This is a genomic window from Paenibacillus timonensis (assembly GCF_022427145.1).
Taxonomy (GTDB): Bacteria; Bacillota; Bacilli; order Paenibacillales; family Paenibacillaceae; genus Fontibacillus; species Fontibacillus timonensis.
On the sequence record NZ_JAKSXN010000023.1, the window covers coordinates 32,530 to 53,681 of the forward strand.

General features: G+C 53.8%; 20 protein-coding genes. 3 read left to right on the forward strand and 17 right to left on the reverse strand.

Features of this window, described 5'->3' with window-relative positions; translation table 11 throughout:
* Window positions 1-69: 69 nt before the first annotated feature.
* The 3 genes from MJ257_RS10970 to MJ257_RS10980 all read right to left on the reverse strand — a co-directional run bounded on the left by MJ257_RS10970 (window position 70) and on the right by MJ257_RS10980 (window position 2,690).
* Window positions 70-522 (reverse strand): YlbF/YmcA family competence regulator, encoded by a 453-nt coding sequence (locus tag MJ257_RS10970; RefSeq protein ID WP_240269288.1) that lies wholly within the window; start codon window positions 520-522, stop codon window positions 70-72.
* Window positions 523-543: 21 nt separating this feature from the next.
* Window positions 544-2,094 carry a tRNA (N6-isopentenyl adenosine(37)-C2)-methylthiotransferase MiaB gene (miaB, locus tag MJ257_RS10975; protein WP_240269289.1) on the reverse strand — a complete coding sequence of 517 codons (1,551 nt, stop codon included), beginning with the start codon at window positions 2,092-2,094 and terminating at the stop codon, window positions 544-546.
* A 389-nt stretch (window positions 2,095-2,483) separates the two neighbouring features.
* On the reverse strand, window positions 2,484-2,690 hold the full coding sequence (locus MJ257_RS10980) for a DUF1657 domain-containing protein (RefSeq protein WP_155607982.1): 207 nt from the start codon (window positions 2,688-2,690) through the stop codon (window positions 2,484-2,486).
* 171 nt (window positions 2,691-2,861) lie between these two features.
* Between MJ257_RS10980 and MJ257_RS10985 the strand changes: the two genes are divergently transcribed.
* From MJ257_RS10985 to spoVAD, 3 genes are read left to right on the forward strand one after another with little or no spacing between them, the layout of a single operon-like run.
* Complete coding sequence (locus MJ257_RS10985) at window positions 2,862-3,722, forward strand: DUF421 domain-containing protein (protein ID WP_240269290.1); 861 nt, start codon at window positions 2,862-2,864, stop codon at window positions 3,720-3,722.
* Window positions 3,723-3,734: 12 nt separating this feature from the next.
* Window positions 3,735-4,223 carry a stage V sporulation protein AC gene (gene spoVAC / locus MJ257_RS10990; RefSeq protein WP_240269291.1) on the forward strand — a complete coding sequence of 163 codons (489 nt, stop codon included), beginning with the start codon at window positions 3,735-3,737 and terminating at the stop codon, window positions 4,221-4,223.
* 1 nt (window position 4,224) lies between these two features.
* Entirely contained in the window at window positions 4,225-5,229 is a 1,005-nt protein-coding gene (spoVAD, locus tag MJ257_RS10995) for a stage V sporulation protein AD (protein WP_240269292.1), read from the forward strand.
* Between the two features lie 76 nt (window positions 5,230-5,305).
* On the opposite strand, the gene pduL is transcribed toward spoVAD, so the two are convergent.
* The 14 genes from pduL to MJ257_RS11065 all read right to left on the reverse strand — a co-directional run bounded on the left by pduL (window position 5,306) and on the right by MJ257_RS11065 (window position 21,141).
* A complete protein-coding gene (gene pduL, locus MJ257_RS11000) occupies window positions 5,306-5,878 on the reverse strand; it encodes a phosphate propanoyltransferase (protein ID WP_178021891.1) in 573 nt (190 codons plus the stop codon).
* 120 nt (window positions 5,879-5,998) lie between these two features.
* Window positions 5,999-6,865, reverse strand: coding sequence for a 2-oxoacid:ferredoxin oxidoreductase subunit beta (locus MJ257_RS11005; protein ID WP_240269293.1), 867 nt, complete (start codon window positions 6,863-6,865; stop codon window positions 5,999-6,001).
* On the reverse strand, window positions 6,852-8,627 hold the full coding sequence (locus tag MJ257_RS11010; RefSeq protein WP_240269294.1) for a 2-oxoacid:acceptor oxidoreductase subunit alpha: 1,776 nt from the start codon (window positions 8,625-8,627) through the stop codon (window positions 6,852-6,854). Before MJ257_RS11010 ends, MJ257_RS11005 begins: the two co-directional genes overlap by 14 nt.
* Before the next feature lie 227 nt (window positions 8,628-8,854).
* Entirely contained in the window at window positions 8,855-9,808 is a 954-nt protein-coding gene (locus MJ257_RS11015; protein ID WP_240269295.1) for a dipeptidase, read from the reverse strand.
* A gap of 90 nt (window positions 9,809-9,898) precedes the next feature.
* Complete coding sequence (locus MJ257_RS11020) at window positions 9,899-10,159, reverse strand: stage V sporulation protein S (protein ID WP_006286829.1); 261 nt, start codon at window positions 10,157-10,159, stop codon at window positions 9,899-9,901.
* A gap of 165 nt (window positions 10,160-10,324) precedes the next feature.
* Window positions 10,325-11,119: a TIGR00282 family metallophosphoesterase gene (locus MJ257_RS11025; protein ID WP_240269318.1), complete on the reverse strand. Its 795-nt coding sequence runs from the start codon at window positions 11,117-11,119 to the stop codon at window positions 10,325-10,327.
* Window positions 11,120-11,221: 102 nt separating this feature from the next.
* Window positions 11,222-12,763: a ribonuclease Y gene (gene rny / locus MJ257_RS11030; RefSeq protein ID WP_240269296.1), complete on the reverse strand. Its 1,542-nt coding sequence runs from the start codon at window positions 12,761-12,763 to the stop codon at window positions 11,222-11,224.
* A 319-nt stretch (window positions 12,764-13,082) separates the two neighbouring features.
* Window positions 13,083-13,937, reverse strand: a complete 855-nt coding sequence (locus MJ257_RS11035) for a regulatory protein RecX (RefSeq protein ID WP_240269297.1) — start codon at window positions 13,935-13,937, stop codon at window positions 13,083-13,085.
* 117 nt (window positions 13,938-14,054) lie between these two features.
* Window positions 14,055-15,116 carry a recombinase RecA gene (recA, locus tag MJ257_RS11040; protein WP_270406338.1) on the reverse strand — a complete coding sequence of 354 codons (1,062 nt, stop codon included), beginning with the start codon at window positions 15,114-15,116 and terminating at the stop codon, window positions 14,055-14,057.
* Between the two features lie 946 nt (window positions 15,117-16,062).
* Window positions 16,063-17,316, reverse strand: a complete 1,254-nt coding sequence (locus tag MJ257_RS11045) for a competence/damage-inducible protein A (protein ID WP_240269298.1) — start codon at window positions 17,314-17,316, stop codon at window positions 16,063-16,065.
* A gap of 42 nt (window positions 17,317-17,358) precedes the next feature.
* Window positions 17,359-17,946: a CDP-diacylglycerol--glycerol-3-phosphate 3-phosphatidyltransferase gene (gene pgsA / locus MJ257_RS11050; protein ID WP_178021883.1), complete on the reverse strand. Its 588-nt coding sequence runs from the start codon at window positions 17,944-17,946 to the stop codon at window positions 17,359-17,361.
* Window positions 17,943-19,271: a 30S ribosomal protein S12 methylthiotransferase RimO gene (gene rimO / locus MJ257_RS11055; RefSeq protein WP_240269299.1), complete on the reverse strand. Its 1,329-nt coding sequence runs from the start codon at window positions 19,269-19,271 to the stop codon at window positions 17,943-17,945. The genes pgsA and rimO overlap by 4 nt, the downstream gene beginning before the upstream one ends.
* Before the next feature lie 151 nt (window positions 19,272-19,422).
* Window positions 19,423-19,914, reverse strand: a complete 492-nt coding sequence (locus MJ257_RS11060) for a YajQ family cyclic di-GMP-binding protein (protein WP_240269300.1) — start codon at window positions 19,912-19,914, stop codon at window positions 19,423-19,425.
* Window positions 19,915-20,100: 186 nt separating this feature from the next.
* Complete coding sequence (locus tag MJ257_RS11065) at window positions 20,101-21,141, reverse strand: helix-turn-helix domain-containing protein (protein WP_240269301.1); 1,041 nt, start codon at window positions 21,139-21,141, stop codon at window positions 20,101-20,103.
* Between the last annotated feature and the right edge of the window lie 11 nt (window positions 21,142-21,152).

Consider the following 21,152-nt stretch of genomic DNA (forward strand, 5'->3'; position numbering starts at 1 on the left):
TTCTATCAACCGTCTCGACGACGGTATGAAAAAAAGCGGAGGGGTTGCCTCCGCACCGACTTCCTCGCTTTACTCTCCGTAACCGGATGAAACGGCCGGCTCGCTGCCCGACTCGACGTTCACTTTGCTGGCTACCGTATCGCGGATCACGGAGACGACAAGCTGGAGCAAATAATTGATATCGCTTTGGCTCTGCTGGAACTCCGTTACGAGCGGAATACCGTCGAGTTCGTCCTGCAGCTCCTCGATTTCGCGTTCGATTTTCTGGACCATCGCCTGGTTCTGGAATGTTTCGAAGGCCACGATTTCCTTCTGCTTCTTCTTGATCGCGCTGATCAGCGTCTGGATGCGCTCGTGCTGTTGGATCAGCTTCTCCGCCTTCTGAAATTGCTGTACTTCCTCGCTGGTACCGATCAGATCGGCCAGCTCCTTCGCCTTGCTCATGATATCCTCGCGAATCACCAGATCTCGCGAATCGAATTTTGGAATTCCGCAATCGGTATGATCATTATGCTGTTCCACCGTCTATACCTCCCCCTGCATTTACGCCAATTTGGCGGTTTGCTCCACGAGATTGCCTTTGATGTACCACGTCATCGGATCGGTGATTTCCACTTGAACAAACGTTCCGATCAGATCCGATCCGCCTTCGAAATGAACGAGTTTGTTGCTGCGGGTGCGACCGGATAACACATGGGCGTTGTTCTTGCTCTCCCCTTCGACCAGCACCTCGACGATTTGTCCGCGCAGCTCCTCGTTGCTGCTGCGGCTGAATTCGTTAACGGTATCGTTCAGGCGGGCAAGCCGCGCTTTCTTCTCTTCCAGCGGAACGTTGTCTTCCATCACGGCGGCCGGCGTTCCCTCCCGCGGCGAGTAGACGAACGTATACGCCGAGTCGTAACCTACCTCGCGAACGAGGGACAACGTTTCCTCGAACTGTTCCTCGGTTTCTCCCGGGAATCCGACGATAATGTCCGTCGTCAGGACGACGTTCGGAATTTTCGCTTTGATTTTTCGCACCAACTCCAGATAATGCTCGCGGGAATATTTCCGGCTCATCTTCTTCAGCACCTCGCTGCTGCCCGATTGCACCGGAAGATGGATGTGCTCCACCAAATTGCCGCCTTTGGCCAATACATCGATCAGCGCATCGTCAAAGTCGCGCGGATGCGACGTGGTAAAGCGAACCCGAGGAATATCGATTTGACGGATATCGTCCATCAGATTCGCGAATGTATAAGTGATGTCGGTAAAATCCTTGCCGTAGGCATTGACATTTTGCCCGAGCAGCGTCACTTCTTTATACCCTTGGCGCGCCAGTTCCCGCACTTCCGCAATGACATCCTCCGGACGGCGGCTGCGCTCCTTGCCGCGGGTAAACGGCACGATGCAATACGTGCAGAACTTGTCGCATCCGTACATGATGTTCACCCAAGCCCGCATGCCTTCGCGTTTCTTCGGCAGGTTCTCGATGATGTCGCCTTCTTTGGACCAGACCTCCACCACCATCTCCTTACTGAACAACGCTTCCTGAATCAGATAAGGCAAACGGTGAATGTTATGCGTTCCGAAAATCATGTCCACGAATCCGTGCTTCTGCAGGATGCGCTTGACGACGCCTTCCTCCTGCGACATGCAGCCGCACACGCCCAGAAGCAAATCCGGCTTCTCCGTCTTCAATCCTTTGAGATGCCCCAGCTCGCCGAACACCTTGTCCTCGGCGTTCTCCCGGATGGCGCACGTGTTCAGTAAAATAAGGTCCGCAACCTTCCGGTCTTCGGTCGCACGGTAGCCCATCTGCTCCAGCAAGCCTTTGATCGTTTCGGTATCATGCTCATTCATCTGGCAGCCAAACGTATATACGATATAATGCTTACCAGTCCCGATTCCCTTCAGCTCGTCGGGAACGGCGTTCTCGTACAGCACCTGCACGTCCTCTTTCCCGCGCTGCTTCTCCATGCGGTGGTTCGGCTCGGACAAGATTTGAATGTCCCGGCCACGGATTCGGATTTTCTTTCCACGCTCATCCTCCGAAATGACCCGGGCGTCCGAGAAGTCAAAGTATTTGGCGTAATCTTTCGTTTCCTTAGCCATGTTGCCCGTTCACTCCTTTGCCAGATCTATCTTCGTTCTTTATGGGTGATGATTTAGATGAGAGTTCAAAAAGTCGGGTTTTCAGCACCGAGAAGGTTGCATGAAGCTAGGGACTGAGTAGCGCAGCGTAGGTGAGCTTACGTGAGCAACGGAAGGCCCGGCTGAATCAAGATTCGACGTCGAATCCGCTTCAACGACCCGCTTCGTGATCAAAAGATGACTTTTTGAACTTCCTTTGTAAAAATGCATTACACTAAATTATAACATGGCCGGGCCTCGATATCCAGATAAACGCCTGCTACCGCTGATGTTTGAAAGCGTGGCGGCGACGAGCTTCGGCAAACCAAAAAGGCCCGTTCGAAGGAACGGGCCGGGTCCGAATTTCTTTTTTAGAATCCCTTGTATTGGGGTTCTTCGCTTTCCAGTTGCGATACGCGGCTTTCCACCTGCGTCACGATTTGCTGCGTTTGCTCCGCGCATTGCGTAAACAGGTCTTTCGCTTGTTGGTTTTGCGTGTTTAAAGCGAATTGCTCCAGGTTGGCTTGCGCACTTTTTAAGGAAGCTAAGGTCGTTTTGACTTGAGCTGCTACTGTCATTATTTCACCACCTTTATTTTTGCATGATGCTTTGAACAAAGCATAATTTCACCTTTCCCTAACGGATTCATACCCTCCTATTCCCTTCCACATTTTGTCTTAGTAAATTCACGCAACCCCGCGCATAATTGGGTTATCTCGCCTTGGATTGTTTAAGAAAGGAGCATTCCCATGCCGATGTGGTTGGAAGTCATCGTCCGAACGCTGGTGGCGGTTATCGTGTTGTTCGTGCTCACCCGGCTTCTCGGAAAAAGGCAAATCTCGCAGCTGTCCTTCTTCGAATACATCACCGGGATAACGATCGGGAGCATCACCGCTTATATTTCGCTCGATGTCAACACGGATTGGTATCTCGGCCTGATCGCCGTCACCGTTTGGTTTCTCGTTTCGCTCGGAATCGAGTACCTGCAGATCAAAAGCAAGAAAGCCCGGGATTGGATCGACAGCAGCAGCACGGTGTTGATCAAAGACGGCAAGATTCTGGAGGATAACCTGAAGAAGGAAAGGCTGACCAACGAGGAGTTAATGGAGCAACTGAGGAAGAAGAGCATCTTCAAAGTGGCCGAAGTGGAGTTCGCGGTCATCGAGCCCGACGGGCAGATTAACGCGATGCTGAAGAACGAATATCAGCCGATTACGCCGTCTCACTTGGGGATAAAGGTCGCTCCCGAGCCAGAGCCGCAAACGGTGATCATCGACGGAAAAATCATGGACGAGCCGCTCGCGACGCTGGGACTCAACCGGAAATGGCTCAATACCGAACTGGAGAAGCTTGGCGTTTCGCTGGATAACGTCAATTTGGGGCAGGTTGATGCGTATGGCCAGTTTTACGCCGATTTGTACGACGATCAGATTACCGTGCCCCAGCCCCAAGAAAAAGCCGTCCTGCTCGCCCAGTTAAAGAAGTGCGAAGCCGATCTGGAAATGTTCGCCCTCTCGACGGACGAAGAAGCAGCGAAGAAGCTGTACGGGGATTGCTCGGCCAACCTGCAGCAGGTCATCGATCAAGTCAAACCGTTATTAATCCAATAGGAGGATGGGAGCATGGCCAAGAAACAAAATAAGCAGTTGACCCCGACGCAGCAGCAGTATCAACGGCTGGCGAATGCTCATGAGCCGAAGCGTCCGGTAGCCGTCAATTGCCTGCGGGCCTTTTTGGCCGGTGGGCTGATTTGCCTGCTTGGAGAATGCATCCGACAGGCCTTTATCCATTTTGCGGACATGAGCGAAAAAGAGGCCGCCAATCCGACGGTCGCCATCCTCGTCATCCTATCCGTGCTGCTCACGAGCTTTGGCGTCTATGACAAAATCGCGCAGTGGGCCGGAGCCGGCACGGCCGTCCCCGTTACCGGATTTGCCAACTCGATGGCCTCGACGGCGATCGAGCACCGTCCCGAAGGCTTAGTGCTTGGCGTCGGCGCGGGCATGTTTCAATTAGCGGGCTCCGTGATCGTGTTCGGAACGGTGGCCGCTTTTCTCATCGGGATCATCTATGCCGTATTCGTGCCGGGTTACGCTGGAGGAGGGCACTGACATGTTAAAGGGTCATCAAAGCTGGGTATTCGAAAATAAACCGAAAATCATCAGTACCGCCACCGTGGTTGGACCGTTTGAAGGCCAGGGGCCGCTCGCCGAGGATTTCGACATTATCCATGCCGACCTCTATATGGGCCAAGACAGTTGGGAAAAAGCCGAAAAAACGCTGTTGGAAGAATCGGCGCAGCTGGCCATTCGGCACGCCGGCTTGACCAAGGAGCAAGTACAGTTCTACTTCGGCGGCGATCTGATGAACCAAATCATCAGCAACAGCTTTGCCGCACGGACGTTAAGCATTCCCTACATCGGCATGTTCGGCGCTTGCTCAACTTCGATGGAGACGCTGGCGATGGCTGCTTATGTGGTCAATTCCGGCGGCGCCAAATACGTCGTGGCCGGGACGTGCAGCCATAACTCCAGCGTGGAGAAGCAGTTCCGCTACCCGACGGAATACGGATCGCAGAAGCCGCCGACCGCGCAGTTCACCGTCACCGGCTCAGGCTCGGCGGTGCTGTCTCCCGAAGGGGACGGTCCATCGGTAACCTCGGCCACGATCGGCAAGGTCATCGACATGGGCATCACCGACCCGTTTAATATGGGCGCGGCCATGGCGCCGGCGGCCGTCGATACGATCCAGGCCCATTTCCGCGACCTGCAAATCGAACCGTCCCACTACGATCTGATCGTCACCGGGGACTTGTCCAAGGTCGGCTACGCCATCGCCAACGACCTGTTCGTCCGCCACAATATCCCCATCAAGCAGACGACCTATCAGGATTGCGGCATGATGATCTATGATTACGAGAACCAGCAGGTCCAGGCCGGCGCCAGCGGTTGCGCCTGCTCCGCGGTCGTCACTTACGGCCATTTGCTGAATCGGATGAAACGCGGCGAGCTGAAACGCATCCTCGTCGTCGCCACCGGGGCGCTGCTCTCCCCGCTTTCCTATCAGCAAGGCGAGAGCATTCCTTGCATCGCCCACGCGGTATCCATCGAAGCGTAAAGTTAACGCAAAAAGGGCTTGACCCGGCCTTCATCGCCGTTGGTCAAGCCCTTTGTTTATGATTTCCGCAAACGGATTACTCGACGATTTCTGCTGTATCGCCCGTTTTGGCGCCGGCAGCATTCGCTTCATCCGTGTCGATATGCATATCGAGTGCAAAGGTATCGGATACGCGTGCAATGACGTTCTCAAGCACCAAACCGCGCTCCCCGCCCAGGCGAACCTTCAGCAGTTGCTTGTCTTGGATGCCCCATTTCTCCGCATCGGAGGTATGGAAGTGAATATGGCGCGCAGCAACGATTACGCCTTGCTCCAATTCGATTTCGCCGGCAGGACCTTTCACCGTGATGCCTGGCGTGCCCTCAATGTTGCCCGATTCGCGAACCGGTGCTTTAACGCCGATCGCAAAGGAATCCGTGCGGGAAATTTCCAATTGGGAAGCTTTACGCGCCGGGCCCAGAATGCGGACTTTGTCGAACTGGCCTTTCGGTCCGATAACGGCCACCTGTTCATTCGCGGCAAATTGCCCCGGTTGCGACAGCGGCTTGAATTCAGTCAATTGATAGCCTTGTCCAAACAAAATTTCAATATGCTCCTGCGTCAAATGGATATGACGCGCGGATACGCCGACAGGTACAGTTTTGCTCATGTCTACAAACACTCCTCGTATATTCTCTATATCGATGACGATTCACATCGCTACTCATTATACACCTAATGACGAAAAAAAGGAAAAGACGTCCACCGGAAATGGACGCCTTTCACCCCATTATTTAAATTCTGCAACAAGATTGTCAAACTCGCTCTCGGAAAGCGCCAGCGGTTGATGCGCCAGCGGCTCCTTTTTAAAGCCGTGAACAAGATCCTCGTAGCTCTTCTTCTCTTTGTTCTGGTAGATCAGTCCGGTAATCATGCTGTTCGTCTCCATCAGCTTCGCCATCGCCATCGCGCGGTTGCTTGGATCATAATCCGGAACGGTCTCAAGATTGATGATGTTCTCTTTGAACCAGTCATACGTGTTCACTTTGTTGAAGGTGACGCATGGGCTGAATACGTTGATCAAGGAGAAGCCTTCGTGCTGGATCCCTTGCTCGATCAGGGACGTCAGCTGCTTCAAATCGCTGGAGAACGACTGGGCCACAAAGGTGGCGCCAGACGCCAAGGCGATTTCAAGTGGCGACAAGGTCGATTCCACCGAACCTTCCGGCGTACTCTTCGTCTTGAAGCCTTCGCCGCTGCGCGGGGAAGTTTGCCCTTTGGTCAACCCGTAAATTTGGTTATCCATGACGATGTAGGTGATGTTGATGTTACGGCGAATCGCATGCACCGTATGGCCCATCCCGATCGCGAAACCGTCGCCGTCCCCGCCGGACGCGATCACCGTCAGATCGCGATTGGCCAGCTTCACGCCTTGGGCGATCGGCAGCGCGCGACCGTGAATCCCGTGCAAGCCGTAGGCGTTGATATAACCGGAGATCCGGCCGGAGCATCCGATACCGGAAATGACGGCGAGCTGCTCCGGTTCAAGACCGACATTCGCCGCGGCGCGTTGGATAGCGGCTTGAATGGAGAAATCGCCGCAGCCCGGACACCAGTTAGGTTTAACGTTGTTACGGAACTCTTTAAACGTTGCCATTTTTCACCAACTCCTCCTGCGCTTTATTCCCGGCTGCCTTCTTGCACTCCTCGTAGACTTCCGAAGGAAGGAACGGATTGCCGTTATATTTCAGCACATTCACGATCTTGTCGTGATAGCCGACGTTTTGTTTAATCAAATTCGCCAGTTGGCCGGTTGCGTTGTTCTCCAGAACGACCACTTTCTTCGCCTTCGCGATTTGCGGCAACACCTGCTCGGTTGGGAACGGATGCATCAATCGCACGGTCATGTGATTCGTCTTCACCCCGTCCTCGGACAGGTGTACACGGGCTTGATCAATCGTTCCGCCCGTTGAACCCATGCCGATAATGAGCAGATCTGGTTCGGCATGTGGCGCTTGCAGGTGAACTGGGTTAGTGACTTCAAGCTGAGCAAGCTTCCGCAGACGTTTATCCATCATTTTCTTCCGGTTCACCGTACTTTCCGACGGTCGTCCGGATTCGTCATGCTCGACCCCGGTCACATGGTGAATGCCGTTCTTCTCGCCTGGCAGCACCCGTGGGGAGATGCCGTTCTCCGTAAAGGCATAGCGGTTGAACATGCTCGAATCGTCCCGGTCCGGAATGTCCTTGACGAGGTAGCCGCGATCGATCGAAACTTTGCTGTAATCCAACATTTCGCAAGACTGCTTGCCGAGGGATAACTGCAAGTCCGTAGCCACGATGACGGGTACTTGATATTTCTCGGCCAGATTGAAGGCTTCTACCGTATCGTAGAAGCATTCCTCAATCGAGCTTGGCGCGATCACGATTTTTGGAATTTCCCCGTGCGTGCCGTAGATCAGCGCATTGATATCGCTTTGCTCCTGCTTCGTCGGCAAGCCCGTACTTGGACCGCCGCGCTGCGTATCGATGATGACGACCGGGGTTTCGGTCATGCCGGCCAAGCCGATCGCTTCCATCATCAGGGACAAGCCGGGTCCCGCCGATGCGGTCATCGTACGGACACCGGCATAACTCGAACCGATCGCCATCGTAATCGCTGCGATTTCATCCTCGGTTTGTACGACCGTCCCGCCGAATTTCGGCAATTTCTTAATCAAATATTCCATAATTTCAGAAGCCGGCGTAATCGGGTATGCGCTCATAATCCGGCAGCCTGCCGCTACGGCGCCCAGGCCGATCGCATCGTTGCCGATCATGAACAGCTTTTGCTTGCCGTCGGCCGGCTCAAGCTTGAATTCGTCCAGAGGTCCTCCGGCGAGCTCGAGCACGAAATCCGCGCCCCGTTTTACCGCTTCGATATTCTTCTCTACAATTGCCGGCCCTTTGCGGCCGAATTCCTCTTCCACCGCTTTATTGAACACCTCAAGCGGAAGACCGAGCAGCGCCCAAGAAGCACCGGAAGCCACCATGTTCTTCATCAGCGAAGTCCCAAGCTCTTCGGCAATGCTGGTAATCGGCACCGCGAACAAACGGGCATCAACGCCCTCCGGCACCGTCGGGTTAAACTTGGCATCCGCCACGATCACTCCGCCGCCGCGCAGCTCCTGCGCGTTCAAATCGATACTTTCTTGGTCGAAAGCGACTAAAATGTCCAAGTCGTCGGAAATCGCGCGAATCGGCTTGGTACTGATCCGGATTTTGTTATTCGTATGACCGCCTTTGATACGGGAGGAAAAATGCCGATACCCGTACAGATAATATCCCAGCCGGTTCAAAGCCGTCGAAAAAATCCGATCCGTACTTTCAACGCCCTCGCCCTGCTGTCCACCGATCTTCCAAGACAATTGACTAATCAAGATCGCCCACCCCTTTAATCGTATCGCAATGGAAAAAATAGAAATTATAATGAAGTTCGAATGTTAACGTGCAAGAGGTCACATTTCGGCCCGTTGTTTGTGAACATTCTGTTTCAGAGTCATGTCAATTTTATGTCTCAACCTGGTAAAAAGCAAGCGTTTTCTAGCCTTTTTTCATATAGTAGTTTTCGATCAATTCGTTCTCGTAATTGGATGAATTAAAGCGCTTACTTGTGAGAGGGCAACCAAGCGCGCAGGAACGCGGCGGCATTGTCGTACAACCATCCGCGGACAAGCTCTTCCGGGTAATATTTCAGCAAGGTTTCCTGCCAAACGGCGTAATGTCCCGCATGCCGGAAATCGGTCAAATGGGTTTCGATCCCGTCGAAATCGGAGCCGAACATCAGGTTGGCTGCACCGCCCAATGAACAAATTCGATCAATATGCGGCAGCAAATCTCGGCTGGAGGCCTTTTTGCCCTCTTTGACGAACCACGGCACGAAGGTTAGCCCGATTCGCCCGCCCAGCTTGATGATCGCCTGGATCTGATCATCGCGAAGGTTCCTCGCATGCGGACAAACTTGATAGGCATTGGAATGCGAAGCGATAAACGGCTTGCCGGCTGACTCCGCGAGCTCCTGGAGCTCCCAAAATCCTTTGACCGACAAATGCGAAACATCCAGAATGATTCCGAGCTCATGGCAGCATTTGACCAGGTCCAGGCCAGCCGGCGTAAACCCGCCGTTTCGCGGCTCCATGATCCCGTCGGCAGCCCAGTTGGCATAGTTCCAGGTCAAACCGAGTAGCCGGACGCCCTTCTCGTAACAAATGCGGACATAATGCAAGTTCCCCTCCAGCCCGTCCGCCCCTTCCAGCGACAGCACCCCCCCGATGGCGTTACTTTGCTCCACGGCATCCAGATCCTCCCCCGATTGCACCGCAAGCACGCCAAGCGGTTGAACCCGCTCCCGAAATATATCGATTTGTCCCAAAATATGTTCCATTTTCGGCGGCCCCAACCGTTCGGACAAAAAAATCGCGAACGTTTGCAGCTTCACCCCGCCTTCCTCCAAACGGCGCAAATTAACGTCCAGCCGGCGGTCCCGGGCAAAGTCCAGCTTTGGATCCAGTTGCATTTTACTTAAAGCGTCGCAATGAAAATCGATGATCGGCATCTTCATGTTCCTACCTCCTCGTTACGGATAGTTTTGCCGAAAAAACAAAAAAGCCTGTCTACGGGGACGTAAACAGGCGTCATTTCTATCGAAATATTATCTCGGTTCTACGATCAGTTTAATAGCGGTCCGATCCTCGCCATCGATTACGATGTCGGTAAAGGCCGGAATACAAATCAAGTCCACGCCGCTTGGCGCGACGAATCCCCGGGCGATCGCTACGGCTTTGATGGCTTGGTTAAGAGCACCCGCCCCAATGGCCTGAAGTTCAGCAGCGCCACGTTCTCTGAGTACGCCGGCCAACGCGCCGGCAACGGAGTTGGGGTTGGATTTTGCTGAAACCTTTAATACTTCCATGGTTAGTACCTCCCTGGGAATATTCGTTGGATTCCACTACTTAGAAGATATTCGTGAGAATTCGGGATATTCCTTCTTTTTCCCGGAGGCGAAGTTTCGGGAGGCCTTGATCCTACGGACTTCCGGGCGTTTTGCCGCATCGCTGCGAAATCGCTTTCCGTTCCGCTAGTCCATCAGCCATTCATCTTCGAGCAAGCGAATTTTTTGAATTTTTTGCGCTTTGCCCGTGGATTCATCCACATCGACGATGACCGCGTGAAAATGCCATTTCCCTTCGCAGACTTGAAACCGGACGGGAAGCTGGGTCGTAAACTTACGCAGCACCGCCGTACGTTCCATGCCCAGAATGCCTTCGCGCGAGCCGACCATGCCGGCATCGGTCAGGTAAGCCGTTCCCTGCGGCAGGATCGTATCATCGTTGCTTTGCACATGCGTATGCGTCCCCACGACAAGCGAAGCACGGCCGTCCAGGTGCCAGCCCATGGCGATTTTTTCGGAAGTGGCTTCGGCGTGGAAATCCACCAGAATACATTTGTGTTTCTTGGACAACTGTCCGATGATTTCATCGGCGGCCCGAAAAGGATCGTCGATGGCCGGCAGGAAGGTGCGGCCCATCAAATTCACTACGGCCAGCTCCTTGCCGCCCGCTTTGATCACCGTAAACCCCTGCCCCGGCGTACCTGGCGGATAATTTGCCGGCCGGACCATGCGCGGCTCGTCATCGATGAAGTCGAAGATTTCTTTATTGTCCCACGTGTGGTTGCCCATCGTTAAGCCGTGCACGCCTTGGTCGAAAAACTCTTTGGCGATGTTGGCGTTAATCCCGCGGCCCGCCGCAGCGTTTTCCCCGTTGGCGATAATGATATGCGGATTATATTTCGATTTTAAATGGGGCAACGTGGCTTTCAGCGCTTTACGCCCCGTATTTCCGACGATATCTCCGATAAACAGAACTTTAATGCTGTTTCCCTCCTCTGACCAATGACCTTAAGCCCTAGAGAGCTCAGGGTCATGTAGGCAATGAAAAAGCGGCCCGCGAGGGGCCACTTTTCAGCATAACCTTTACTTGGCGTATTCAACCGCCCGCGTCTCGCGGATGACGGTAACTTTGATATGACCCGGATAATCCAGCTCACTTTCAATCGTCTTGGTAATGTCACGCGCCAAGCGGAATGCTTCCGCGTCGTCGATTTTATCCGGTTGTACCATCACGCGCACCTCGCGGCCCGCCTGAATGGCAAACGATTTCTCGACGCCTTCGAACGACTCGGAAATCTCCTCGAGTTTCTCCAACCGACGAATGTAGGTTTCGAGCGTTTCCCGACGTGCACCCGGTCTTGCCGCCGACAAAGCATCGGCTGCGCCAACCAGCATGGCAATGACAGAGGTGGCTTCGCAATCGCCGTGGTGAGAGGCAATGCTGTTGATAACCACCGGATGTTCTTTATACTTCTTCGCCAGCTCCACGCCGATTTCGACATGAGACCCTTCCACTTCATGATCAAGCGCTTTACCGATATCGTGCAGCAAGCCTGCCCGTTTGGCAAGAGCGATGTCTTCGCCTAGCTCTCCGGCCATCAATCCGGCCAGGTATGCGACTTCCATCGAGTGCTTCAATACGTTTTGACCGTAGCTTGTCCGGAACTTGAGACGTCCCAAAATCTTGATCAAATCCGGATGCAGCGCATGCACGCCCACTTCGAACGTGGCTTGTTCGCCATATTCGCGAATGCGTTCGTCCACTTCCCGGCGGGATTTCTCGACCATTTCTTCGATCCGGGCCGGGTGAATCCGTCCATCCGCCACCAATTTCTCAAGGGCGGTCCGGGCAATTTCGCGGCGAATCGGGTCAAAGCCCGACAAGATCACCGCTTCCGGCGTATCGTCGATAATGAGATCGATCCCGGTCAAGGTTTCGAGTGCTCGAATATTCCGACCTTCCCGGCCGATGATGCGCCCTTTCATTTCTTCGTTCGGCAGCGTTACGACGGAAACCGTCGTTTCCGCCACATGATCGGCAGCGCAACGTTGAATCGCCAGCGTAATGATCTCGCGGGATTTCTTATCCGCTTCTTCCTTCGCTTGCTGTTCAATGTCTTTAATCATCTGCGCGGTTTCATGGCGAACTTCCTGCTCGACATTGTTCAAAATGATCGAACGGGCATCTTCCATCGTAAGGTTGGAAATCCGCTCCAATTCCTGAACTTGACTCTTGTAAATCAAGTCGATTTGTTGTTGTGTTTCTTCGATCCGTTTCTCTTTGCTGACCACTTGCTCTTCTTTACGTTCAAGCGATTCTAATTTTTTATCCAGCGACTCTTCTTTTTGCAACAATCGTCTTTCTTGTCGTTGTATTTCATTCCGACGTTCACGAATGTCTTTATCAGCTTCGGCTCTAAGCTTGTGGACTTCGTCCTTAGCTTCCAGAACCGTTTCCTTTTTCAGTGCTTCGGCGTCCTTCTTGGCATTCTCCAAGATTTGGCTGGCCGCGTGCTCTGCACTGGAAATTTTAGCTTCGGCAAGAGACTTGCGAATAAAATACCCGATCACGAACCCAAAGAATAAAGCGGCTGCAACGAGAACGATCCAGATTACTGGTTCCATCTGTTCACCTCCCCGTTGTTTCCTCCAAGGCATTCCTTGGGATGTTTGCAGTTGTAGTTACTTTCGTTTCTAGGTTCATCATTCATACAAAAAATTCATGACTTGCCCATTCAGTTCAGCAGTTCATGCTGCAATGCATGACCCTTCCGCCATCACAAGCGGAGGCACTTTGCCTTCATGATTGGAGAACATAAATCCTACCCTCAGACCCATAATTTTGGAAGGAAAAAAAGGGCCTCTGATGATATGGATTCAAGTTCATTTTATTATTTGACAAAAGATATTGTCAAGCAAATGACAGGAGTTCCCTCCCGTCCTCTTATTCTTCGTCCCAATCGTCCATTCCATGCATCTGTTCCCGGTTGCCAAGTTCCCGCATGACCCGGGATACGACGCTCCCGCTAAATCCTCGTCGCTGCAGGAAAGCGCCTGTTTTGCGCTTTCGGTCAAGCGGCTCTCCCGTGGTTCCCTGCCACTTCTTCAACCCTAGCTGAAGGGCGCTCTCAAACTCGTCATCTTCGCTAACTTCGCCGAGCGCCTCCTCGATGTGCGACTTGGACACGCCTTTCTGGCGCAATTCATGCTTGACCCACAGCTTACCCTTCCCGCGAAGCTTAACGCGCTGAGAAGCCCATTCCTGGGCGTAGGCGGCGTCATCGACATACCCTTCCGATTGCAAGCGGGCCAGAACGTCCTGGATCGTCTCCTCACTCCAACCTTTTTCCCCCAAACGTTGAGCGATTTCAAAAGTCGTTCGCGGCTTCAAGCTTAAAAACTTCAACGCATCGGCATATCCCTGCTGACGTTCGTCAGCCGCTACGATTTCCTCCAGCTCCGACTTCGTGAATACCGCCCCTTTGATCATGCGGTATTTGATCATCACGTCCTCATGAACCTCTAATGCGTACGCGCCAAAAGAGATCCGATAGCGATGCTTCGGCCGCTTCAGCATCAGTACGGACGTAATCGCCAACTCGGTGTCCTCGGGGAAGGCCTCCAAACCGGCGTTTTCTTCCGGGTCCGCCCCCTCCGAATCCCGGCTGACCTGGCGCGGCCGCGGTTCCCAGAACGATTCATCGGAGATATCCACGATTTCGTCCTCTCTACGTTCGTCAGAGGTAGACCCGGTTCTCCTTCCCGCCGTTTTCCCGCGCGACGATCCCCAACTACTCACATCATATCCCTCCGCTTCTGCATAGGCTATCCATCCAATTCCCATAGTACCGCAAAAGCGCCCTGCCCCCGGCAATTGCCGGCGGTCAGAGCGCTTGATAGTTACGGCTTAACGAGCTTATTCATCTCCGAACAGCGCTTGCTCTTCCTCAAGCTCCGCTTCCAGATCACTAGTGGAAGCCGGGGCTACCGACGTCGTCAGATTGCTGGACTCGCGGATTCTTTGTTCAATCGTATTCGCGATTTCCGGATGTTCCTTCAAGAACTGCTTTGCGTTCTCGCGGCCTTGTCCAAGGCGTTCGCCGGAATACGAGTACCAGGCACCGCTCTTGTCCACGATGTCCAGCTCCGTCCCGATGTCGATGATGCTGCCTTCCTTGGAAATCCCTTCACCGTACATGATGTCGATTTCCGCTTGTTTGAAAGGAGGCGCAACCTTGTTCTTCACGACCTTGATCCGCGTCCGGTTCCCTACCATGTCGTTGCCCATCTTGATCGTTTCAATGCGGCGCACGTCCAAACGAACCGTTGAATAGAATTTCAGCGCGCGTCCACCTGGCGTCGTCTCCGGGTTACCGAACATCACGCCGACTTTCTCACGCAGCTGGTTGATGAAGATCGCGATCGTCTTCGACTTGCTGATCGCTCCCGACAGCTTCCGCAAGGCCTGCGACATCAGGCGGGCCTGCAAGCCAACGTGCGAGTCCCCCATTTCGCCTTCGATCTCCGCTTTAGGCACCAATGCCGCTACGGAGTCGATGACGATAATGTCCACCGCGCCGCTGCGCACGAGCGCTTCGGCAATCTCCAACGCTTGCTCCCCCGTATCCGGCTGGGACAGCAGGAGTTCGTCGATGTTCACGCCCAGCTTGCTGGCGTAAGACGGGTCCAACGCATGCTCGGCGTCGATAAAGGCAGCTTGTCCGCCGATCTTCTGAACCTCGGCGATCGCGTGCAGCGCTACCGTCGTTTTACCGGACGATTCCGGGCCGTAAACTTCGATGATCCGTCCGCGAGGAAGTCCGCCCGTACCCAGGGCGATATCCAGGGCGATCGATCCGCTTGGAACGATCTCCACCTGCATATGCGTCGATTCTCCCAGTTTCATGATCGAACCTTTACCGAATTGCTTTTCTATTTGGCGAAGCGCCATCTCCAGCGCTGCTTTACGATCTGACAATCAGCTCACATCCTTAAATTAGATATAAATCATGGGTTACTTCATTTACTTGGTTTCATTATGATTTAGGGCCATTCGTAACTCTTCACGTATATCATTGTACCTTGTTTTGGTATGTTTGCCAAGCGTTTTTTCGAACATACATTCGTAATTTTTTCTCAACCCTCCCAAACCCTCCCTTACCGTAAGGGAGGGCCCCCAAGGGCCCGCTGCCCTTGGGGAGCCCGCAAACTGGAAGAACGTTAGTGGGACTGAGACGCTCCTTAGGCGCTCTCCCCAGCGGGGATTCGCTAGCTTTGGTGCGTGGTCACTTTCACAGCCTCCCTACCCGCTGTTTCCTTCCGAAATGCGCTCACCACGACGGAAAAGTTAGGTTACATCTGGATATGTATGAATTTTCATATACATTTCGCCGAAGTTGGCTGTAAACGCGGATTATACTCGATATTTCATATATATTTGCTGATATAGTTACTTCAGAGCACAATTGTATTCGGTTTTTCATACATATCATGCACATTTGCTCTTACAGGGCACCATTATATATGATTTTTCGAACAGATTCTGCGTCCTCATCCTCACCACCCGCTCGCACGCACCACTTCGAAACTAACGATAGCCCAGCACTTACTACTTACCTACTCACTCACCTACTTGCCTGCAGCTTCCATCCCCTCCCATGGTTACTCCAACAACAAAAAAAGAACCGCAGCATAACTGAAACAGTTTGCTACGGTTCTTCCGTGCTTTGATTATATGTCATAAACCCCGAAAGCGCAAGAACAAGCTGAAGGGAATCTACTACAACCTCCGAGCGAATAATGAATCGGAGGGAGTTTACGTCCGCATTTGGGAGCCGCTTATTATCCTTCTATCCAGTCCGCAGACAAGCGGCGACAAGAGCGGCCCGGGATCATTATTCACTTTCCCTACCATTGCAAAGGAGTCAGCCTCCCTGCAGCGCTCTCCACAACCGATACAACAGCGTCTTCGCCGCGCGCAGCCGGATCGTTTCGCGGTTGCCCTTGAGGTTCAGCTCGAAGACGACGGTGTCCGAACCCCGGCGGGAGATCGCGATATACACAAGGCCGACGGGCTTGCGCTCGGAATGAGCCGGACCCGCCACGCCGGTGATCGACAGGCCGAAGTCGGTGCCCACGGTCAGGCGCACCTGCTCCGCCAGCACCTTGGCCGTTTCCGCGCTGACCGCGCCGGGGGCGCCGTCGCCTTCCAGCAGGTCATGCGGCACATTCAGCAGCTTCTCCTTCATCTCATTGGAGTAGCAAACGATCCCGCCGGCGAACACGGCCGAGCTGCCGGGCAGCGCGGTGAACATCTCCATGAGCAGCCCGCCGGTGCAGCTTTCGGCCGCGCTCAACGTCAGTCCGCGCGCAGCCATCAAATCGAGAATCGTCTTCTCGATCGGCTCGTCGACGTTCGCGTACAGATGCTCCGGCAGCCGGGAGGCGATCTCACGCTCCATGGCGTCCAGCTTCACCGCCGCGTCCTGCTCGCACGTCGCCTTGGTGGACACGCGAATCGTCACCTCGCCTTCCTTCGCATACGGCGCAACCGTCGGGTCGCTTTGAGCCTCGATCAGGTCAAGCAGCTTCGTTTCCAGCGCCGATTCGCCAATTCCGGCGAATTTCAGCATCCGCGAATAGATCGGCATCTCGCCGGTCAACACATGCTCCAGAATCCAAGGTTTCGCCTGATGCTCGAACATCGGCTTCATTTCCTTCGGCGGCCCGGGTAGCACGATATAATACTTCCCGTCCTGCGCAAGCGCATTGCCCACAGCCAGTCCGGTTTCATTCGGAAGCGGTGTGCCTCCCTCAATAGCCAGCGCCTGACGGCGGTTATTCTCCGTCATCGGGACCCCGCGCCCCTGGAAGAAACGATCGACGTTCGCCATCGCTTCCGGGTCGATATAGAGGGTGCGGCCCAATACCCCGGCCAGCGCTTCCTTGGTTAAATCGTCTTGCGTCGGACCGATCCCGCCGGTAAAAATCAGCACATCCGCCCGCCCCGACGCCGTCTTCACCGCTTCTGCCAGCCGGTTCATGTTATCGCCAACCACGGTTTGAAAATAAACGTCGATCCCCAAAGCGGCCAGTTCCTGCGATAGGAACTGCGCATTGGTATTCACGATTTGGCCGAGCAACAGCTCCGTACCCACCGCAATAATTTCCGCTTTCATCTTCGCATGCCTCCTTCAGATTTCCAACCAACCCAAATCAATTTATGCTTTGGAAAAAGAAAGCACGCTCTTATTCTTCACGAAATAATCGATGCCCGAATACAGCGTGATGACGGCCGCCAACCACATCGCGACGTCATCAAACGGGAACGAGAGCCACTCGAACGGAAAATTGTTCAGCAGCAGCGCCGAAATGGCGATGATCTGCGTAATCGTCTTCGCCTTGCCCCACTTGCTGGCCGCGATCACGGAGCCTTCCAGCAGCGCGACTTCGCGCAAACCGGTCACGGCGAACTCGCGGGCGATGATGATGACCGCAATCCAGGCATCGCATTTGCCCAATGCCACGAGACCGATCAGCACCGTTCCGACGAGCAACTTATCAGCGAGCGGATCAAGCAGCTTGCCTAAATTGGTAACAAGATTATATTTACGGGCGATGTAGCCGTCGATCCCATCCGTGCTGGCAGCCACGATAAACAGTACCGCAGCGATCAGCTGATTGACCGGAAGCGAGTAGTTGCCTAGCGTGAGCTCATGGGACAACCACCCGGCATCGACCAGCAAGAAGACCAGCATCACCGGAATCATGAAAATACGGGTTAACGTGATACGGTTGGGCAAATTCACAGGACGGCCTCCCCGGATAAATCATAGTCAAAAGCATGCGTAATCCGCACCTTGGTCAGTTCCCCGAGTCCTACGGGGCAATTCGTGACGAAGACCTCGCCGTCGATTTCCGGAGCGTCGAATTGCGAGCGGCCCACGTATACGTCGCTGCGGCCGTCGTAACGTTCGATCAGGACGTCCAGCACCTGGCCGATGTATTTGCCGCTGTTCGCATTGGCAACCTCCCGCTGAATCTCCATCAGCGTATTGGCCCGCCATTCCTTCACATCCTCGTCGATCTGGTCCGGCAAACGCGACGCCGGCGTATCCTCTTCCTTGGAATAGGTAAATACGCCAAGCCGGTCGAACTTCACCTCGCGCACGAACTCGCATAACCGTTCGAAATCCTCCTCGGTTTCCCCGGGGAACCCGACGATCAAGGAGGTGCGCAGCGAAACGTTTGGAATCCGTGCGCGAATCTTGGCAACCAGCTCACGAATATCACGGTTCCGTCCGGGACGGCGCATGCGCTTCAGGATCGCGTCTTCGCTGTGCTGAAGCGGCATATCCACGTATTTGCAAATCTTCGGATTCGTCGCCATCATGTCGATCAGCTCGTCCGTAAAAAAGCCGGGATATGCGTAATGCAGACGCACCCATTCAATCCCGTCCACCCGGGTAACCCGGTCCATCAGCTCAGCCAGCTTGAACTCCCCGTACAAATCGGTACCGTAGTTGGTGGAGTCCTGCGCGATCAGGCTGATTTCCTTGACGCCTTGGGCGGCCATGTTCCGCACTTCCTCCAGGACCGATTCCATCGACCGGCTGCGGAACTTCCCGCGCATGATCGGAATGCTGCAAAACGTACAATTGTTATCGCAGCCTTCGGCGATCTTTACGTAGGTCGTGTACCGGGCCGTAGACAGCTTGCGCGGCAGCGCCTGCTCATAATTAAAGACAGGGTTGCCGACCAGCGCCGGCTTCTTGCCCTTGAGGGCTTCATCCACGATCCGGTTGATATGGTGAAAATCCCCCGTGCCGACGATTCCGTCGATTTCCGGCATTTCCTCCATTAGAGTCTGCTTATATCGCTGCGTCAAACACCCGGAAACGATCAGCGCCTTTAGCCTCCCGCTTTCCTTCAAATCGGCGAGCTCCAGAATCGTGTTAACCGACTCCTCCTTGGCCGCATCGATAAATCCGCAGGTGTTGACGATAATGACGGTTGCGTCTTCGCGATTATCCACCAAGGAATAGCCGCGCTGGTCAATTAAGCCCGACATGATTTCCGAGTCGACCAGATTTTTCTCGCAGCCGAGCGTCACGATTTTTACTTTTTCTGTCATGAACCATTTCCCCCATCGTTGAAAGCCAAAATTCCCGTCAAACTAAGGATTGAACAACCTATACAAGTATAATATTCCAGCCCCGATGCTGTCAAAAATATGAAAATGGTCTCCGTAGCTCGAAATCCGCGCCACAAGAGACCTTTCAGTTCTATTTGAAATTGGTGAACTGCAAATCCACCGTCAAATCGGCCTTGCGCAGCATCTGCATAATCTCCTGCAAATCGTCCCTGCTTTTACCGGTGACGCGAATTTGGTCGCCTTGGATTTGGCTTTTGACCTTCAGCTTGGAATCGCGGATCAGGATGTTGATCTTCTTGGCGTTCTCCTGGTCAATCCCCTGCTTCAGGTTAATCCGCTGCCGTACCGTGCCCAGCGAGGCCGGCTCAACCTTGCCGTAATCCAGGTTCTTGATCGGTAAGCCGCGCTTGATCATCTTCGATTGCAAGATGTCGATGACGGCGCCCAGCTTGTAATCGTCGTCCGAAACGATCACCAACACGTCTTTCTCCAGTTTGAGCTCGCTTTTGCTCCCCTTAAAATCAAAACGGTTCGCGATTTCCCGTTCCGTCTGATCGATTGCGTTGATCAATTCCTGCATGTCCATTTTCGAAACGATGTCGAAAGAATTTTCCGAAGCCATAAGTCACATTCCTTTCTCGGTTTCCAATCTTTTCATACATAAATTATATGTAAAAAAATTCGCAAAGTCGAGCATCCCGGCACTCCCGCTCTCATGACAGCCAAAAAAGCGCCGTTTGACCGGATCGGTCCCAACCGCGCTCTTACTAAGCGAAAAAGCGACCGGCCTCACGCGTTCGCTTATTCGTCACTCTGTCGTCGTCGTTTCATTATTACCCCTATCGGTATTGCCGGCATCGCTGCCTTCCGTCCCGGTATTGCCTGGGGTGCCGCCGCCTGTGCCATCGTCCAAGCTCAAGAAGAACCGGGACGTCGTCTTGCCGTCTTCGATCGGCTGCTCCGCCACCGTAATCGCGGTTTTGGCCGAATTCCCCGACAAGATGTACAAGCCTTCCGGAACAACGTCATAAGTCAGCACGTCGCCGTCTTTGGTTTTTCCGAAGTACAGCTTTTCCCCGCTTTTGTTTCCCTTGCGAACTTCTACCCAGCTTTCGCCGCTAGCCGTAATGACGACCTGAACCGGCTGGGTTCCGGGGTTTTGAATTTTGAACTTCGTCGTGCTGCCTTCCGTTCCGTCCGGCACGACCGCAACAGGCTGATTGCCGGTATCGTTAACCGGGGTATCATTGCCTGCGTTGCCCGCATTCCCCGTATTGGTGTTCGTGCCGTTATTCGTTCCCGGATCCGTGGTAGCGTTGTCCGTTTCGTTGCCAGCGCCTTTGTTCCCGCCAAGGGCGTCGCCGCTGGCGGCGTTCCCGGCATTGCTGCCGTTTTGGTTGGCATCCTGGGTCACCGGCGTCGGATCCGGCTCCTTATTTCCCTCGGCTTCATCTTTATTGTTGCCCCAGACCGAGAAATACATATAAATAACGATTAAAATCAGCACGGCAAACGACCACATCAGCGTGGTGGACAGCCATTTCGAGTTGCGCTCGTTGTGCTGTCGGCTGCGCCGTTTTTGGATCACCGGCTCCATCGTAGGTTCCGGAGCTGAAGAAGGCACGTTTTGCCGATGTTCGGCAAGCAGTTCGTCCGCGTCCAAGCCGACGGCTTCCGCATACGTTTTGATAAAAGCCCGAACATAGAAGCTTCCTGGCAGAACCTTGTAATCCCCCATTTCGATGGCTTCCAAATATCGTTTGCGAATCTTCGTCATTTCCTGTACATCATCCAGCGACAAACCTCTGGCAAGGCGGGCTTCCCTTAACTGCTGGCCCAAATCCGACACGACCATCACCT

Coding starts and splice junctions, on each gene's coding strand:
- MJ257_RS11005 (WP_240269293.1), bottom strand. CDS start 6,865: ATGGCAACGTTTAAAGAGTTCCGTAACAACGTTAAACCTAACTGGTGT.
- spoVAD (WP_240269292.1), top strand. CDS start 4,225: ATGTTAAAGGGTCATCAAAGCTGGGTATTCGAAAATAAACCGAAAATC.
- MJ257_RS11015 (WP_240269295.1), bottom strand. CDS start 9,808: ATGAAGATGCCGATCATCGATTTTCATTGCGACGCTTTAAGTAAAATG.
- MJ257_RS11020 (WP_006286829.1), bottom strand. CDS start 10,159: ATGGAAGTATTAAAGGTTTCAGCAAAATCCAACCCCAACTCCGTTGCC.
- MJ257_RS10985 (WP_240269290.1), top strand. CDS start 2,862: ATGCCGATGTGGTTGGAAGTCATCGTCCGAACGCTGGTGGCGGTTATC.
- rny (WP_240269296.1), bottom strand. CDS start 12,763: ATGGAACCAGTAATCTGGATCGTTCTCGTTGCAGCCGCTTTATTCTTT.
- miaB (WP_240269289.1), bottom strand. CDS start 2,094: ATGGCTAAGGAAACGAAAGATTACGCCAAATACTTTGACTTCTCGGAC.
- spoVAC (WP_240269291.1), top strand. CDS start 3,735: ATGGCCAAGAAACAAAATAAGCAGTTGACCCCGACGCAGCAGCAGTAT.
- pduL (WP_178021891.1), bottom strand. CDS start 5,878: ATGAGCAAAACTGTACCTGTCGGCGTATCCGCGCGTCATATCCATTTG.
- rimO (WP_240269299.1), bottom strand. CDS start 19,271: ATGACAGAAAAAGTAAAAATCGTGACGCTCGGCTGCGAGAAAAATCTG.
- MJ257_RS10980 (WP_155607982.1), bottom strand. CDS start 2,690: ATGACAGTAGCAGCTCAAGTCAAAACGACCTTAGCTTCCTTAAAAAGT.
- MJ257_RS11060 (WP_240269300.1), bottom strand. CDS start 19,914: ATGGCTTCGGAAAATTCTTTCGACATCGTTTCGAAAATGGACATGCAG.
- MJ257_RS11045 (WP_240269298.1), bottom strand. CDS start 17,316: ATGAAAGCGGAAATTATTGCGGTGGGTACGGAGCTGTTGCTCGGCCAA.